Genomic DNA, 17,024 nt, shown 5'->3' with positions numbered 1-17,024 from the left:
TTACTTGAAATACTGCGCGTACTCAGCAGGCATGGCGTCGATTTCCTTGATCATGATGTTCTTGTAGAACACCTCGGCAGCTTCGCTTTGCAGCTGAATTTTGCCGTGGGTGAGCGGCTTGCGCTGCCCGTTTACCACGTACCCCGAATTATCGACGGCGAGCACCACGTGGCCGTTCACAATGTGCACGCTCTTGCCATTGACGTGGATTAGTTCTAGGTCGTTCCACTGGCCGTTGGCTACTTCGTGGTTGGCGGCAGCTTGGCAGAAACCGGGCTTACCATTGCCCATGGTGACGGGCGCCGCCGTGGGGTTGAACTTCAGTACATCGGTGGCGGCAGGGCCTTTGGTGGCCCGGATGTCGGCCGTGGAATTGGCAATGCACCAGTAGTCGCCCATGGCGTTGCCCGCCGCGTATTCCGATACCTGAAACTCCTGGCTAAGCATCCAGCTACGCCAGTAATCCACTCCGCACTCGCCCTGGCTGTTGTAAAGGATACCGCTGTCCAGAGGCTCATCGAGGCGAGGAATCCATTTTTTGGTACCCCATTTCACTTTTAGCTTCAGGTCGTAGTTGCTGAAATCTTGCTTGGTGAACACGCAGCCGTAGATTTCACCGCTGATGCGCAGCACCGGCTCGCCGTCTTGCATCACCACCGAAAACACGTTCGCCTCGTTTTTGTCGTAGCCAATAGGGGCTATGGGTTTGCCTTGGGCGTCGAGGGGCTGTTTGCCTTTGTAGCCGACTTGGTGCCGATAGCTCTCATAGCTCCGCCACTTACTTAGGTTCTTGTCCAGCAAAGGCACCCAAGCATCGGGAGCTTTCGACGAGGTAGAGGTGAAAAGGAGGGTGACGCCGAGCATTAACGCGGTAACTGTTCTCATGAATGCGAGGGAATTAGAGAATAATGGAAGCTAAATCTAATGATTTCATGGTAACGGACTATTTCACGAGTAATTATATAAATACCATTCGCTTAGTTAGCCACAGATTTCCTGTTCGCCAGCGGCTACGATTTGGGCAAGGAAGCCCCATGCTCGCAATCAAAAGACGCGCGGCGGCAATGGCAAGGGTGTTTGGTTGGCGATACTTAATTTCGCGGCCGTTTGCTGGCTATTGCAACTGAAACTAGGCGCGGGGCTTATCCGCCGTTAATCTACTTATGACTACTCCTCAACTTATTGCCTTCGACGCCGACGATACGCTGTGGCCCAATCAGCCCCACTTCGATCAGGCCGAGGCCGACCTTTCCGCTCTGCTTACCCACTACGCCGATGCCGAAACGCTGTCCAACCGTTTCAACGAGGTGCATCGACAGAACGTGCATCTGTTCGGCTACGGGGCCAAGTCGTTTATGCTTTGCATGATCGAAACCGTAATTCAACTCACCAACGGCAGCGTGACGGGCACCGAAATCCAGCAAATTCTCGACAGCGGCAAGCGGCTGCTTAGCTTCCCCATCGAGCCGCTTCCGCATGTAGATGCGGTGCTGAGTGAGCTGAAAGAGCGCGGCGTGCCCTTGATGCTCATCACCAAAGGCGACCTGTTCGACCAGGAAAGCAAGCTGGCCCGCTCGGGCCTCGGCGATTATTTCGATTACGTGGAAATCGTGAGCGAAAAGAACGAGGCCACGTACCGCCGCATTCTGAGCCGCTACCAAGTGCAGCCCGAAAATTTTGTGATGATCGGCAACTCGCTGAAATCCGACATTCTGCCCGTGGCCAAACTAGGAGCAAAAGCCATTTACGTGCCCTTCTACACCACCTGGGTCTATGAGCAAGTGCCCGCCGACGAAGTAGGCAAAGTTACTTTTCAGGAAGCTGCGTCCCTGAAAGAAGCGCTAGCCTACCTGTCTTGAGGTAATCTAATCAAGTTGATAAAACCAGCGCGTCCACCTCATAATAACCTAGTCTTTATTCCAATAGCTCATTTCAATTTTAGCGTCTAGAGCAAAGAAACTAGCTCCCATGCTCATCCGAGCATAGGTAACGGGCAACTGACCCATATCAGACCGTCATGCTGAGCGCAGCCGAAGTATCTCGCGTGCTGAGGTTGCAAAACTAATTCAACGATGCGAGCAAGATGCTTCGGCTGCGCTCAGCATGACAGTACGTGTTACAACGTCGCTTGTGCAACTCAGCACGTGAGATGCTTCGGCAAGCTCAGCAGGACGGTCTAGTTGGTTCCTCAGCGATTAGCCAACCACCCCTAACTATGACTTATTTGAGAGCAGTAGCTCTCAAGTTTTAACCTAAAAAGGCGGCGCTTAGCTTTTGCGATGCTTGCGTTTGTGTTAGTGTACGGCTTCGGCTAGTTGTCCTTCGGATACGGCAACCGGGGCCGTGATTTGCTTGCGGCCAATTAACAGAATAAGCAGCGCTAATACGGAAGCTCCCGCCATAACCCCCACCATCGGTACGGCCGTGTGGTTATTGAACACGCTAACGGCTACTGACGCTAAGGCGCCCATGCCCATGCGAATAGCACCCAGAAGCGCAGAGGCACTGCCCGCATTTTTCTCGAATGGGGCCAACGATAAAGCGGAGGTATTGGGGCTGTTGAAACCGAGGCAGCACAGGAAAACGAACAGCAGCGCAATCGTGCCTCCCAAGCCAATCCAGCCGTTGAGGGTGAGCACCAGAAATACCAGGCTGGTCAGTACCTGGCAAATCAGGGAGGTATAAACCAGTTGCTCGTTGGAAAAGCGCTGGAGCAGCATACTGTTCACTTGGCTAGACCCAATAAGCCCAATCGAGAGGAAGGCGAAGATCCAGCCGTAGGTCTTGCCATCGACGCCGAAGATATCCATGAATACCAGCGGCGAATCGGCCACGTAGGCAAAGAGGCCACAGAACGCCATGGCCCCCGCAAAGGTGTAGGTGTAGAACTGCGGCTCGCGCAGCACCGACCAGAAGCCGGTCAGAATGGGCAGAGGCTTCAGGGAGAGAGTGGTATCGGGGGTGTAGGTATCGGGCAGCCACAGCACGCAGGCCGCGAGCATTGCAGCGCCCATGAAAGCGAGGGTGATGAAAACGCCCTGCCAGCCGAAAGCTTCGGTAACGTAGCCCCCGATAGTAGGAGCGAGCATGGGTGAGAGCCCAACGATCAGCATCAGGGTTGCAAACACCTTGGCGCTGTCCTTCACCGGAAACAAGTCCCGCACCATAGCTACCGAGGCTACACCCGCGGCGCAGCTTCCTACGGCTTGCACTAAGCGGAGGGCAATCAGCCCATCTATGGTGTGGATAAGCGCGCACCCAACGGAGGCGGCAATGTAGATGGTCAGCCCAATGTAGAGCGGCTTTTTCCGGCCGAATCGGTCGAGCAGGGGGCCGTACAAAAGTTGGCCCGCCGAAATGCCAATAAAGAAGCTGGACAGCGAAAGCGCCACCCGGGCCGCTGTGGTATTTAGGTCTTTGGCAATGGCCGGAAAGCCCGGCAAGTACATATCAATGGAAAAAGGACCGATTGCGGTGAGGCTACCTAAAATTAGGATTAGAGAAATATATTTTTGCTTGGACATGAATTCTACCGCGAGCTTGTTTAGCGCCGTTGCTTATTTCCCACAAAGGTACCCCAACAGGCAAGCTGAAGCAGATGGAAAGCGGCGCCCCATTAGGAACTAGACGAAGTGAGGGTACGAAATAACGGCTGCGCAGTCTGAAAATAACTTTATTAAAAGTCTGTTACGTCGTTTCAAAACTCTGCCAGAAAAGCCCGATGTGCCTAGCAATTACCTAGTTCCAAAGCGCGGATGCGCCAAGACGTAAGCTAAGCAGGCATAGGGGTGCCAGTTGCTACACTCTTAGAGCCCAAGAACAAAAGTTAGGTGTGAAGCTTGGCAGGTAAAAGTGTACACGTGCCGCCTTACTGAATCGAAAGCTCGTCTATCGACCTTAAGTACTCCACGTAAATGTTGTGCTAAGGTCGAGCTAGCTGATTATCACGAAATTAAACTTACTTCAAATTGAAGTAAAACCCCCATACTTTCCCCTCAACACTGCGTATCAAGGCCAACTACATTGGAAGGCTGTGCAGATGAATGAGAATCCTAAAATAGAATTGCCCTTTTACGCCAAAGCACCGCTGGTGCTGCTGGGCCTGGCGTTGTTTGTGCTGATGATTTACTTGGCCGGTGACATCCTGTTTCCGCTGTTCTTCGCCGCCATCTTCGCCATTCTGCTCCTGCCCATCGAGCAGTGGCTGTTGCGGCGCCGAGTGCCTGAACTCTTGGCCATCACCTTGTCGGTGCTCTTGGGCGTAGTGGTGTTGCTGGGTATACTCTACTTTATCTACCTACAAGCCGGGGAACTCGCTACGCAAATGCCGCTTTTCAAAACCAAGCTCTTGCAGGCGCAGCGGCAACTGGTGGGGTGGCTCGATGCACGATTTGGCATCACCAACGAGCGTCTGCTCGGCTGGCTGCAACAAGCTACAAGCCGGGCTACGGCCCTGGCCGGGCAAGCCCTATCCACCGTATCGGGGCTGCTGGTGGTGTCTACGTTGGTGCCGGTGTATATATTTCTGCTGCTTTTGTATCGGGAACGACTCGTGAATTTCCTCATCCAAGTATTCTCGGGCCGGCGGCACGACCCGGAGGTAGAGGAAGTGCTACACGAAAGCAAAAGCACCATCCAGAGCTACATGACGGGTCTGTTAATTGAAGGTGCCATTGTAGCCGCGCTCAACGTGACCGGGTTGTTTATACTAGGCATTCCGTACGCGCTGTTGCTAGGGGTGCTAGGCGCACTGCTCAACTTCATTCCTTATGTGGGCGGCCTGATTGCCATTCTGCTGCCCGTGCTGATGGCGTTCATCACCAAAGACAGCTACCTCTACCCACTTGGGGTGGTGGGAGTGTACATGGTCATTCAGTTTATTGATAATAACCTGTTGGTGCCTCGCATTGTGGCCGGCAAAGTGCAAGTGAATGCGCTGGCCGCCGTGGTGGGTGTATTAATTGGCAATGCCATTGGCGGTATTCCGGGCATGTTCCTGGCACTACCCGGCATGGCAATCCTCAAAATTGTGTTCGACCGGATTGAAGCCCTCAAGCCCTGGGGCATGCTGCTTGGCGACGACGACCGTCCGCGCAAGGTTAAAGACAACGACAGCAAAAAGGTGCTGACCTAGGATATGAGTTCAGTTAAAAACAAGCCCCACCGGAAGGATGCTTACACTTAGTAGGCATCCTTCCGGTGGGGCTTTTGCTGCTGCAAAGCTGTGTTTCTGTGCTCTAGCTAGATGCTTCTCGCCTGTTGCAAGGCAACCTACTTAGGTAGCCGACCGCCAGACAGCTAGGACTGACGCCTGGACTAGCAGTTCCTACTTAGCGGGTTGTGGGTACTTGCGTTTAAGCCAGGCTTCTGGCACGGGCACAATGCAAATGTTCATTGAGCGGTTGTCGGCGGAAAGCATGGCTGACTGGATTTGAATTTTGGTGCCGTCGGGGCTGAACGTGGGGTGGGGGTGGTCGGCGGCGGTTTCTTTGTGGCCGGTGGTCAGCAGTATCATTTCGCGGGTGTGTCGGTCGATAAGGTAGAGGCTGCGCGAAAAGTCGTCGCCAACAGCCCAGCGCCCATCCGACGAGCCGTGCACGTGCCAGAGGCCGCTGCCGCTCGGGGTTTGGCCGGCAATGGTCATCTCGCGGGTGCGCAAATTCACGATGCCGAGGCCGGTCGGCTTTTCGCGGCTGCCGGAGGGGCCCCAGGCGTTTTCCTGGCCGGGGTTGCGCTGGTCGGGGGTGGTGGCTTGGGCGCTGGTGCTAGCCGTGGCCGTAGCTTCTTTATTGAAGTTGATTTTGCGGTGGCCCATGATGGCAATGGCCACTTCGTCGGGCGCAATAACGGCCTCGTGCGTCACCCACTCAAAATCGGCTTCGGGGTAGAGCGGGCGTAAGCCGGTGCCATCGGCCAGCACCGTCCAGGTCCTTTGCGGCGACTTACCACCGGTTTCCCAGCAGAAGATAATTTCGCCGGGCACCCAGGGGTTGGTTTGCACGTGCCCAATCTGAAATGGTACCGACACTACGTGCTTGATGGCTCCGGTCTTGATGTTCATGCTGGCCAACCCCGCCGGACCCGCACCCATGTTGCGGGGCCCAAAGGCACTGCTGATTTTGGTGTCGGCGGGCAGGTGCTTAGCGGCTTCGGTCTTGCCCACTCGGAAGTACACTACGTCCTCGTTGCCATCGAGGGCCATGTCGCCACCGGCGCCAATTTCGGGCGGGGTGGTGCCGCATACCCGCTGGTACACGCTGGCGGGCTGCATCTTACCGGCTTTGCTGTCGGCAAACAGTTTGGCAAGGTCCACTTCGATGATTTGCACGCTACGGGCAGGGTCGGAAGCGGCGTTGGGCGCTGTTTCGGCACCCACGTTGCGCATGAAGTAAAGCTTCATCGACTTGCGGGCAATGTTGAGCATGCCTGTGTAGCCGCCTTCCGTTACCTGCACCATCTCGCCCGTCTTCTCATTCACGGCCATGGCTTCTTTGGGCACGCGGCCCGAGCGGAAAATCAGCCACTGCCCATCAGAGGTCCACTGGTTATGGGTTTGGTAGATTTTGGAGTCGCCTTTGGGAGTGCTGGTCAGGAAGGTGAGCATAGTGCCCGTAACGGGGTCTTTCACCACTTTGCGCTCCGACGGAAACCGGGTGCCTATTTGGGCTGAAGCCGGTGCCGTCAAGAGCAAAGCGGTGCCGAGCGCCGCAAACAGTAGTACAGGGTTTGTTTTCATAGCGCGATTTTGGAGTGGGGCTTTTTTAGTGGTTCACGAGGACACAGCTATGGCCTGCTTACCACCTATCTAAAGACGCCACCTTGCGCCGCCCTTCCATCCTGCACCCTCCTGTTAAGCGCTGTTGGCGCGACACTTGGCGTCTGGTTGTTGCTGACGTTGCCAAACCATATTTGTCATGCTGAGCGGAGCCGCAGGCGCAGTCGAAGCATCTCGCGTGCTGACGCAGGAGTAGTAAAGGGGTTTACCACCCTAGCGAGATGCTTTGGCTGCGCTCAGCATGACAATACTATTCTAGTGTCAGCGAGCGAGGCTTCGGCTCCGCTGAGCAGACGAGTTAAGATTGACTGATACAGCTTGCTTCGTCCACTTATTCCCAATCGTTGAGCAGGCGCCGGACCAGGATAATCTGGCCGGTGTGGTAGGCGTTGTGGTCACCAATCAGCAGGGCCTCCCGAAAAAGTGTTTGGCCCGTGCCGTGCGGGAAAGGCGCAAACAAGTCTTGGGAGGAGTCTCCAAGCACAGCAATAAACCGGTCCCGGTCGTGCTTAATTTGAGTTAGTGTCGCCTGCCAGCTAGCGGCATCACCCTTCGATTCCGGCGCGGGCCAGTAGTCGTCGGGCCACTTGGGCGAGGTATGGTTCGGATCAATAGAGAACTCCACAATATCCCACTGGGCAATCCGGATGTGCTCGGCCAATTGCCAAACAGTGTACGGCAGGCCCGGAACCGCTTGGTTCAGCAGGTGCGGCGGTACATTGGCGCAAGCATCCTCGAACGTAACGTGGGCATTGCCCTCCACAAGTAAGCTTCGTAACTGCTCAACTAGGTTTTTTCGGGTTTGTTGGTCCATGGCAAATTGCGGGAGTAAGATGAAGTTTCAGCCAATTGACGGATAGAGCGGCTTGTTCAACGCAAAGTGCAGCTATTTTAGAATAACAGGCATAATCTATCGGAAGGGGTAGCGCAAAGCCTGCATTTCGCGCTTTTGTACACGCGGTTGAAAAGCCAACCAGAGGTATCATATATAGGAGAATAAATATTGCTATAGCTTTGTGCCGGTTCTGCTCCACTGTCGAGCTAGGCAGCGGAGTACAAGCCACTAATTCACCCTCTTCCTTTCCCCAACAGCTTATGCACCCCAGCCGACACCCTTTTGCTGCCATGTTGTTTCTTCTCACGGTTTCTCTAACAGCGGCCAACTACCTGCCGGCTAAGCCTACAAAGGCACCAGCACCCGCTGCATTCACAGAGGGTATCATTACCACCCGCGTTTCGTTGCCCGGCAACCCCTTCGACAAAGTGCTGAGCCAACTTGATCCGGCGAAGGGTAACCCACAAGAGCAGATGCAACGCATTATTGGCGCCATGTCGCCGGCCGAACAGCAGCAAATGCAGGCTTCGGCCCAGAAGAGTCCGCCGGCCATGACGATGGGGGCCATGATGCTGCCCCGCAAAGGCACCATCTACTGCCGCAACCAGGAAGCCCGCGTCAGCACCGATGCCCTTACGTATCACCTCGAAAATTACTTCAACAGCACCAAGAACACCGGCTTGCTGCTAATGGCCGCCCAAGGCCGCCCCGACCAAGTGGCTTACACTTACGATGCGGGCAGCGTCAAGAATGTGTGGCAAAGCATATCCGTTACCGACGCCGACTACACCATGAAAACCACTGCCGAAACGGCGCTGGTAGCAGGCTACCCGAGCACGAAAACCACCTACACGCTCAAGCCGAACGCCGCCGCGCCCGCCGACCCGGCCCTCGGGGGCATGTCGGAGAAGCCGGTGGCCCTGGACGTCTGGACCTCGCCCCAAATACCGCAAATGTTGAATTTCGCTCACCCGGTGTACGTCAAGGAAAAGCAGGGCATCACCAAACTGGTCGTCTACTTCGATAAGGAGCGCAAGCACAAGCTACTCTACGAATTTGAGAGCGTGCAGCTGAAGCCCGTCACGGCGCAAAACCTGCAAATCAAAACCACTGGTCAAGTGCTAGATTATGCCAAGGACATCACCCAAATAGGAGCCAAAACGTTGGCTATCATGTTTGCCGGTGGTCCCCAAAGGTCCGGCAAAAGCACCGACGAATAAGCTTAGTTGGAAGCCACGGTGAGGTACTAGTGGCCGGGCGGGTAGGGTGTGTCTCGGCAGCATTGTGTGTTTTTGCGTACCAAGGTGCAGTAGCTCCTTACAAGTTGCGCTGCACTCCATGGCGAAAAACACTCAACCCAATACCTCCCAAGAGTTTACCGGCTTCGTGCACGTCCGAGGGGCGCGCGAGCATAATCTGAAAAACATCAGCGTTGATATTCCCCGCGATGCGCTGGTCGTGTTTACGGGTGTGTCGGGCTCGGGCAAGTCGTCGTTGGCTTTCGGGACGCTCTATGCCGAAGCGCAGCGACGCTACCTAGAATCGGTGTCGCCGTACGCGCGGCGATTGTTTCACCAAATGGCCGTGCCCGAGGTGGATGTCATTGAGGGGTTGCCGCCGGCCGTGGCCTTGCAGCAGCAGCGTGGTACGCCCACCACCCGCTCATCGGTGGGCAGCGTGACCACGCTTTCCAACTTGGTGCGCATGCTCTACTCGCGGGCCGGCGACTATCCGGCGGGGCAGGGCATCATCTATGCCGAAGCCTTTTCGCCGAACACGCCCGAGGGCGCCTGTCCCACCTGTCACGGCTTGGGCCGCACCTACGAGGTAACCGAGCAATCGATGGTGCCCGATGATTCGCTCACGATTCGGGAGCGAGCCATTGCGGCTTGGCCGCAAGCCTGGGGCGGCCAAAATCAGCGCGACATCCTGGTCACGCTTGGCTACGACGTAGACCGGCCCTGGCGCGACTTGCCTCAAAAAGACCGAGAGTGGATTCTGTTCACGGACGAGCAACCGGTGGTGCCCGTGTACCCCGGCTACTCGCCCGCTGAAACGCAACGAGCCCTCAAGCGCCGGGAGCCGCCGAACTACATGGGTACCTTCAGCAGCGCCAAGCGGCACGTGTTGCACACCTTCGCCAACACGCAAAGCCCGCTCATGAAAAAGCGGGCCTTGCAATACATGCTCAGCACCGAGTGCCCGCTTTGCCACGGCAAGCGGCTGCGGCCCGAGTCGTTGTCGGTAACCTTCGCGGGGCTGGATATTGCCGAACTGGCGAACCTGCCGCTAAAGCGGGTGGCAGGCCTGCTTAAGCCTTATGCCGACGGCACGGCCGCGGGCCGCAAAAAGCACGACGCCGCGCACCCCGAACAAGTTATTGTAGCTCAGCGCATCGCCGCCGACTTGTGCGCCCGGCTGGCGGTATTGCTAAATTTAGGATTGGGGTATTTGTCGTTGGAGCGCAGCACGCCTACGTTGTCGCCGGGCGAATTGCAGCGGCTGCGGCTGGCCACGCAACTCTACTCCAATCTGTTTGGGGTGGTGTATGTGCTCGACGAACCCTCGGCCGGCCTGCACCCCTCTGATACCGAGGCCTTATTAGCGGCCTTAGCAGCACTGAAACGGGCGGGCAACTCGTTGTTTGTGGTCGAGCACAACCTCGATGTGGTCCGGCAAGCCGACTGGCTAGTAGACGTAGGGCCAGCCGCCGGCGAGCAAGGTGGGGAAGTGCTCTACAGCGGCCCACCTACGGGGTTAGCCGAAGTAAAAACCTCGCAGACACGCCGCTACCTATTCACCACTGCCACCACGCAAGGGGCTCGTGCGCCGCGTACGCCTACTAGCTGGCTGAAGCTGGAAGGCGTCACGCGCAACAACCTCGATAAGTTGGACGTGGCCTTCCCGTTGGGCGTATTCACTACCGTTACGGGCGTATCGGGCTCTGGCAAATCAAGCTTAGTAAGCCAAGTTTTGGTGGAGTTGGTGGCTGAGCACTTGGGCCTCGATGTGACAGCCGGGGAGGAAGAGGAAGCCGATCCGCTGGAGCGCGCCGCCCCCACCGAAACCGGTGGCCACATTGTAGCTGGCATGGAGCACATCAAGCGGCTGGTGCGCGTCGACCAGAAGCCGATTGGTCGCACGCCGCGCTCCAACATGGCTACTTATACCGGTCTTTTCGACCACGTACGCAAGCTGTTTGCGGCCACGCCCGCCGCCCGCAAGCGCCGCTACGATGCCGGCCGTTTCTCGTTCAACGTAGTGAAAGGCCGCTGCGAAAACTGCCAGGGCGAAGGCTTCGTGATGGTGGAGCTGCTGTTTCTGCCCAGCGTGTACGCCCCGTGCCCGGTTTGCCATGGCGCGCGCTACAACGCCAAAACGCTGGAAGTCACGTACCGCGACAAAAACATTGCGGAAGTGCTGGCCATGACGGTGGATGCCTCTTGGGAGTTCTTCGCCGACGAGCCGCCGGTACACCGGGCCCTCACGGTGCTGCGCGAAGTCGGGCTAGGATACTTGCGCCTTGGTCAGCCCGCCACCGAGCTATCGGGCGGCGAGGCGCAGCGCATCAAACTAGCCACCGAACTACAGCGCGCTCAGCGCGGCAACTCGCTCTACGTCCTCGACGAACCCACCACCGGCCTGCACCCCGCCGACGTGGAAAAGCTGCTCGTTCAACTCAACGGTTTGGTAGAAGCCGGCAACACCGTCATTGTGGTGGAGCACGACATGCGCGTAGTAGCCGGCAGCGACTACGTACTGGATATGGGCCCTGGAGCCGGCGACGAAGGCGGCCAAGTGGTAGCCGCTGGCACGCCCGAGCAAGTCATCAACACCAAAGGCAGCCGTACGGCCCCGTATCTAGCACGTTTCCAAGGAAGCAAGAGTTAGAGTGTTCCACTAAAATTCTAGAGGGTAGCCGTCCTTAGAATACGACTGTATAGACAGTAAGAACTTAGCCGTTTTCACTTCTTCTTGACCGCCATGTTCATCTAGCATCCTCACAGCGGAGCCGAAAGCGCAGTACCTCCTATGTTGCCGCTGTAACACTATCGTCATGCTGAGCGAAGTCGAAGCATCTCGTGTGCTGACGCAAGAGTACCAATCTCACATCAGCACGCGAGATGCTTCGGCTACGCTCAGCATGACAGTTACTTTGGCAACGATAGCGGCTCCACTGCGAAGGCGCTAGGTGGACATGATGGTGTATTGTTTTGCTTACTACCTACACACAGCCCAACTCAGGCTGATGGCAGCCGCTACGCGGTTAAATGCTTACTGCTCTCACTCAGCATTGGGCGCTACTTGCTGAGGGGGAGTTGGGCGCTGCAAGGCGTAGAATCCCGCAGCAGCAGCGGCTACGGCCACGACGGCGCCTAGCCACTTAGAGCCAGAACCACCGGAAGAGGAAGTGGGGCGTCGCCAGCCGCCTGATATGTCGGTGCCGTGGCGGGCGGGCGTGGGCGTGAAGAGGCTGCCGTCGGAAATGGGTGCGCGTTCAGCTTGCTGCAAGTATAGCTTGAGCAGGCGCATACCGCTCCAGCGGGTGGCGGCAGGGGCAAGATTGTAAAGCAGCCGAAATGCAGGGGCCGTCCAACCAACCATGGTAGTCGAGCGGGGGTGGCGAGCCAGCCTCACAATGGTGTCGGCTACTTTTTGCGCTGGAAACACGGGCGGTGCGGGCTTAATGACGCGGCCCGTGTAGTTGGCGCCGTGCTGAAAACCGGGCGTATCGATGTAAGCGGGGTGCACGTCGCACACGTGGATGTGCGGCTCCGTACTCAGCTCGGTGCGTAAAGTGTCCATGAGGCCGCGCAAGCCGTATTTGCTGGCGCTGTAGGCGACGGTGTACGGCTCGGGCAACCAAGCACCCAAGGATATAACGTTGATGAGTGTGCCCTGGCGCTGCCGCCGAAAGATGGGCAGCACGGCGTAGGCCCCATATAAGTAGCCAAACAAGTTGATGCGCAGCACCTGCTCGTGGGTAGCCAGCGGAATAGCTTCAAACGGCCCAATGGCGCCACTACCTGCGTTGTTGACCCACACATCAACCCGGCCCCCAAACGCGACGGCCGCTTCGGCGAGGCGCTGCACCGCGTTGGCATCCGTTACATCGGTCGGGACGGCCAGGGCTTCGGCGCCTAGCTCTTCACATTCCGCTACCACCTCGGCCAGAACGGCGGCGCGCCGGGCCGCCAAAACCAAACGGGCCCCGTGGCGGGCAAATGTCAGTGCAGTTGCCCGGCCAATGCCACTAGAGGCGCCGGTGATAACCACGGTGGTATGGTGCAAAGAGTTGTTTTTCATACACAGAGAAAGCCAAGTGAGACGTCAACTGTATACCGCCTGCATACGGTCCAAGTTATAGATGAGCATGGCTGCACTAACTTCCCATTTAATCGTAGTGGAAGTAGCAATTCACGTAAGTGGCACCCGCCGCGCAGAATCATTGCGGTGGTCTTTCAAGATTGTGCCTGGGTGCAGGGCTTCGTAACTAGCGCTAAGTGCTACCTTAGGGCGTAGAGAAAGGAGGTGCCGCCAACTTGGGTAGTAGTGCCTTCGCGCTCAGAATACTTATTTATGTGGATCAAGGAAGTATGGACATTCTGAAGCGTCATCATGTTACCGTTTCCGGGGCGGGAGCACAGACTATGGTGTTTGTGCACGGCTTCGGCTGCGACCAGCGCATGTGGCGGCGGGTAGCGCCGGCTTTCGAGTCCAACTACCAAGTGGTACTGCTCGATTTACTGGGGGCAGGCCAGTCGGATTTAGCGGCTTACGATGTGGAGCGATATAGCTCGCTGACTGCCCATGCCGAGGACGTATTGGCCGTGCTACGCGAGCTTGATCTGCGTGAGGTGATACTGGTGGGGCATTCCGTTGGGGCCACAATCGCCTTGCTGGCGGCTGTTGAGGAACCGAGGCGCTTCCGCCAACTGGTGCTGGTGGCGCCTTCGCCGCGCTTCATCAACGATGTTGGCTACACCGGCGGGTTCGAGCGGACCGACATCGAGGAGTTGCTGGCCGCTATGAACGACAATTACCTGGGTTGGTCGAGTGCCATAACCCCGGTTATCATGGGCCACCCCGATCGGCCCGAGCTGGCTGCCGAGCTCAACAACAGCTTTTGCAACACCGACCCTACCATTGCCCGGCATTTCGCTCGCCTCACGTTTCTGTCCGACAACCGCGCCGATTTGCCGCTGGTACGCACGCCGAGCTTGATTTTGCAATGCGCCGATGATGCGCTAGCGCCTTTGACGGTGGGTACGTATATGCATCAGCAAATGCCCGATAGTGAATTGATTGTAATTGATACCTCCGGGCACTGCCCGCACCTGACTGCGCCGGAGGCTACCATCTCGGCAGTTAGTCGTTTTATAGGTTTCATGCGTATTCAATATCTATGAGTGATGCTGACGATGGGCGGCTACCCGAACTGGACTTGCGCCTAACGGAGGAAAACCTAAATGATTTCTATGAGCACGCGCCCTGCGGCTACTGCTCGTGCCTGCCCGACGGCACGCTCGTAAAGGTCAACCAAACCTTGCTCGATTGGCTTGGCTATACACGTCAGGAGTTGATAGCTCGCCAGTGTCTACAAGAGTTGCTGACTATCGGTGGGCGCCTACACTACGAAACGCACTGCGTGCCCTTGTTGCTGTTGCAGGGCCAAGTGCGAGAACTCAGCTACATGCTGCGGCGCAAAAACGGCACCACGTTGCCCGTGCTTATGAATTCGGTGCTGCTGCGCGATACCAACGACCAGCCACTAGTCGTGCGCGTCACCTTGTTCGACATCACCGACCGGCGCAAGTACGAGCAGGAGCTGCTGCGAGCCAAAATGCAGGCCGAGGAACAACGGGAGCAACTAGCCCGCGCCAACGAACAATTGGCCAACGCCAACGAGCAATTGCTGGTTAAAAACGAGCAGCTCACCCGCATCAACGCTGACCTCGACAGCTTCGTGTACACGGCCTCGCACGACCTCAAGCAACCCATCGACAACATGGCGGGGCTTTTTGCCGAGTTCAAGCGCAGTGCCACCATCCCCGACGCAGACGCTGCAAGCATGATGAACATGTTTGAAGACGCTCTACAACAGATTCTGAGCACAATTGAGGGGCTGACGGCCGTGGTGCAGCAGCAGCGGCAGCTAGAGCAGATACCCGAAGAGGCGGTGGCCGTGCAGCCTCTCACCGAAGAGATTGTGCGCATCCTGCAACCCCAAGTGCAAAATGCGGCTTTCACGTTGAACTTCACGGCGGCGCCCACGCTACGTTTGGCCCGGCCTAGTTTGCACAGCATGCTCTACAACTTGCTCAGCAATGCCCTTAAGTATGCCGAGCCTAGCCGCCCCCCAAGCATTCAAGTAAGCACGGCCCTGGCCGACGGGGTTTCGGTGCTTAGCGTGCAAGACAACGGCCGCGGCATCGACCTGAAGCGCCACGGTTCGGAGCTGTTTCAGTTGTTCCGTCGGTTTCACCCCGAGGTGGCGGGGGCCGGCATGGGCTTGTATCTAGTCAACCGTTTGGTCAACCAGGCCGGCGGGCGTGTGGAGGTCGATAGCACGCTGGGGCAGGGCAGCACGTTCCGCATCTACCTGCCCCGCTAGCTGGCTGGAAGTGCCGCGTTGCTGAGCCTACAGTAGGAACACGAGCGAAGCAAATTGCTTTATTTGAACCTCGTGTTTGCTTCCCACGCAGGTGGGGTTATCCTGCGTCGGTGGCTACGCGGTACTCCGGGTCTTCCAGAATATTGACTTCGATGAGCGCGCCTGCATTGTGAAGCAACTGGCGGCAATCGGGGCTGAGGTGGCGTAGGCGCAGCGTTTTGCCGAGGCGCTGATAACGGTCGGTGAGCTTGTGCAGAGCGTCAATACCGGACATGTCGGCCACGCGGCTCTCGCCGAAGTCAACCACCACATTGGCGGGGTCGGCTTGAACGTCGAACTTCTCGGTGAAGGCCTGCACCGAGCCAAAGAAAAGCGGCCCATAAATTTCGTAGTACTTGGTGCCCGCTTCATCCAAGTATTTGCGGGCCCGGATGCGCTTGGCGTTTTCCCAGGCAAAAGCCAGCGCTGATACCACCACGCCGAGCAACACCGCCAATGCTAAGTTGCGGGAAATAGCGGTTACCAGCGTTACGAGCAACATCACAAGCACGTCGGTGCGGGGCATGCGGCGCAGGATGCGCAAACTGGCCCACTCGAAGGTGTTAATCACCACCATAAACATCACGCCTACCAGGGCGGCCAGCGGCAACCGCTCAATCAGGCCGGAGCCTTCCAACACAAACAGCGCCAGCGCCGCCGCCGCTACCACGCCCGACAGCCGGCCGCGCCCCCTCGATTCTAGGTTTACCATTGTTTGGCCGATCATGGCGCAGCCGCCCATGCCGCCCAATAGCCCGGAGGTGATGTTGGCCAGGCCCTGCGCCACGCAGTCTTTGTTGCCCCGGCCACGGGTGCCCGTCATTTCATCCACCACCGTGAGGGTCAGCAAGCTTTCCGTGAGCCCCACCAGGGCCATAATAATGGAATAAGGAAGCACCACCCCGAGCGTAGACCACGCCACAGGCACCTGCGGCAAATGAAACTGCGGCAGCCCGCCGGCAATAGAGGCAATGTCGCCCACCGACTTGGTATCGAGCCCGCCCAAAATCACCAGCGCCGACACCACTACAATGGCCGTGAGCGAAGCCGGCACCGCCTTCGTTAGCTTAGGCAGCAGGTACACAATAGTCATGGTGAGGGCCACGAGCCCGAGCATAAGCAGTAGCGGCGCACCCGTCAGCCAGTGCGCCGAGCCCGTGGCATCCGATACTTTGAACTGCTCTAGCTGGGCCATGAAAATGATGATAGCCAAGCCATTGACAAAGCCATACACCACCGGCTGCGGTACCAGCCGAATGAACTTGCCGAACCGGAGCAGCCCAATTAGTATCTGGATAATGCCCATCAGCACCACCGCCGCAAACAAGTATTCGATGCCTTGCTGCACCACCAAGCTCACAACCACTACCGCCACAGAGCCGGCCGCGCCGGAAATCATGCCCGGCCGCCCACCCAAGGCACTCGTGATAAAGCAAATAATAAAGGCCGAGCTTATGCCTACCAAGGGGCTGATGTGAGCCAGCAGCGCAAAAGCTACTACCTCGGGCACCAACGCCAGCGCCGTAGTAAGACCAGCTAGAATTTCATCTTTCGCATTGGTTTTATACTGCGCGAAATAAGGCAGAACGTCAATCATAAAGGGGAGTGGAAGCAAAAGAAAAGCCGCACGCTTCCAGCAGAAAGCGGCGGCACAGACGCATAAGCTCGCCACTCAGGTAGGAGCGAGCTTGGAAATAGGAGTGGGGCAATACCCGTCAGACAGAGCGCAAAAATACAAAGCCTCGCTTAAAGCCCTGCTG

The 17,024-nt window shown here is 57.3% G+C and carries 12 protein-coding genes; 6 read left to right on the top strand and 6 right to left on the bottom strand.

Features of this window, described 5'->3' with window-relative positions; translation table 11 throughout:
* Positions 1 to 885, bottom strand: a complete 885-nt coding sequence (locus tag MUN86_RS14280; RefSeq protein ID WP_245118701.1) for a 3-keto-disaccharide hydrolase — start codon at positions 883 to 885, stop codon at positions 1 to 3.
* A 278-nt stretch (positions 886 to 1,163) separates the two neighbouring features.
* Between MUN86_RS14280 and MUN86_RS14275 the strand changes: the two genes are divergently transcribed.
* Complete coding sequence (locus tag MUN86_RS14275) at positions 1,164 to 1,859, top strand: HAD family hydrolase (protein WP_245118700.1); 696 nt, start codon at positions 1,164 to 1,166, stop codon at positions 1,857 to 1,859.
* Between the two features lie 435 nt (positions 1,860 to 2,294).
* Here the strand turns inward: MUN86_RS14275 and MUN86_RS14270 are convergent, their stop codons facing one another.
* The gene (locus tag MUN86_RS14270) at positions 2,295 to 3,524 is read right to left on the bottom strand and encodes a multidrug effflux MFS transporter (protein ID WP_245118699.1); all 1,230 of its coding nucleotides are present in this window, start codon (positions 3,522 to 3,524) and stop codon (positions 2,295 to 2,297) included.
* 515 nt (positions 3,525 to 4,039) lie between these two features.
* Between MUN86_RS14270 and MUN86_RS14265 the strand changes: the two genes are divergently transcribed.
* The gene (locus MUN86_RS14265) at positions 4,040 to 5,134 is read left to right on the top strand and encodes an AI-2E family transporter (RefSeq protein WP_245118698.1); all 1,095 of its coding nucleotides are present in this window, start codon (positions 4,040 to 4,042) and stop codon (positions 5,132 to 5,134) included.
* A gap of 192 nt (positions 5,135 to 5,326) precedes the next feature.
* On the opposite strand, the gene MUN86_RS14260 is transcribed toward MUN86_RS14265, so the two are convergent.
* Together MUN86_RS14260 and MUN86_RS14255 are read right to left on the bottom strand one after the other, a co-directional pair.
* Positions 5,327 to 6,736: a TolB-like translocation protein gene (locus MUN86_RS14260; RefSeq protein WP_245118696.1), complete on the bottom strand. Its 1,410-nt coding sequence runs from the start codon at positions 6,734 to 6,736 to the stop codon at positions 5,327 to 5,329.
* 370 nt (positions 6,737 to 7,106) lie between these two features.
* Positions 7,107 to 7,589: a DinB family protein gene (locus MUN86_RS14255; RefSeq protein WP_245118694.1), complete on the bottom strand. Its 483-nt coding sequence runs from the start codon at positions 7,587 to 7,589 to the stop codon at positions 7,107 to 7,109.
* A gap of 311 nt (positions 7,590 to 7,900) precedes the next feature.
* Between MUN86_RS14255 and MUN86_RS14250 the strand changes: the two genes are divergently transcribed.
* Together MUN86_RS14250 and uvrA are read left to right on the top strand one after the other, a co-directional pair.
* A complete protein-coding gene (locus MUN86_RS14250; protein WP_245118693.1) occupies positions 7,901 to 8,830 on the top strand; it encodes a hypothetical protein in 930 nt (309 codons plus the stop codon).
* 118 nt (positions 8,831 to 8,948) lie between these two features.
* Positions 8,949 to 11,501, top strand: coding sequence for an excinuclease ABC subunit UvrA (uvrA, locus tag MUN86_RS14245; RefSeq protein ID WP_245118691.1), 2,553 nt, complete (start codon positions 8,949 to 8,951; stop codon positions 11,499 to 11,501).
* Positions 11,502 to 11,894: 393 nt separating this feature from the next.
* Here the strand turns inward: uvrA and MUN86_RS14240 are convergent, their stop codons facing one another.
* The gene (locus MUN86_RS14240; protein WP_245118689.1) at positions 11,895 to 12,917 is read right to left on the bottom strand and encodes an SDR family oxidoreductase; all 1,023 of its coding nucleotides are present in this window, start codon (positions 12,915 to 12,917) and stop codon (positions 11,895 to 11,897) included.
* Between the two features lie 275 nt (positions 12,918 to 13,192).
* Here MUN86_RS14240 and MUN86_RS14235 point away from each other — a divergent pair, with 275 nt between their 5' ends.
* Complete coding sequence (locus tag MUN86_RS14235) at positions 13,193 to 14,020, top strand: alpha/beta fold hydrolase (protein ID WP_280640522.1); 828 nt, start codon at positions 13,193 to 13,195, stop codon at positions 14,018 to 14,020.
* The gene (locus MUN86_RS14230) at positions 14,017 to 15,225 is read left to right on the top strand and encodes a PAS domain-containing sensor histidine kinase (RefSeq protein WP_245118688.1); all 1,209 of its coding nucleotides are present in this window, start codon (positions 14,017 to 14,019) and stop codon (positions 15,223 to 15,225) included. The genes MUN86_RS14235 and MUN86_RS14230 overlap by 4 nt, the downstream gene beginning before the upstream one ends.
* A gap of 97 nt (positions 15,226 to 15,322) precedes the next feature.
* Here MUN86_RS14230 and MUN86_RS14225 read toward each other — a convergent pair whose 3' ends face one another.
* On the bottom strand, positions 15,323 to 16,861 hold the full coding sequence (locus MUN86_RS14225; protein WP_245118687.1) for a SulP family inorganic anion transporter: 1,539 nt from the start codon (positions 16,859 to 16,861) through the stop codon (positions 15,323 to 15,325).
* Between the last annotated feature and the right edge of the window lie 163 nt (positions 16,862 to 17,024).

The sequence above is a fragment of the Hymenobacter volaticus genome (assembly GCF_022921055.1).
In the GTDB taxonomy this organism is placed as follows: Bacteria; Bacteroidota; Bacteroidia; order Cytophagales; family Hymenobacteraceae; genus Hymenobacter; species Hymenobacter volaticus.
This window is presented reverse-complemented; position numbering and strand designations above follow the sequence as displayed.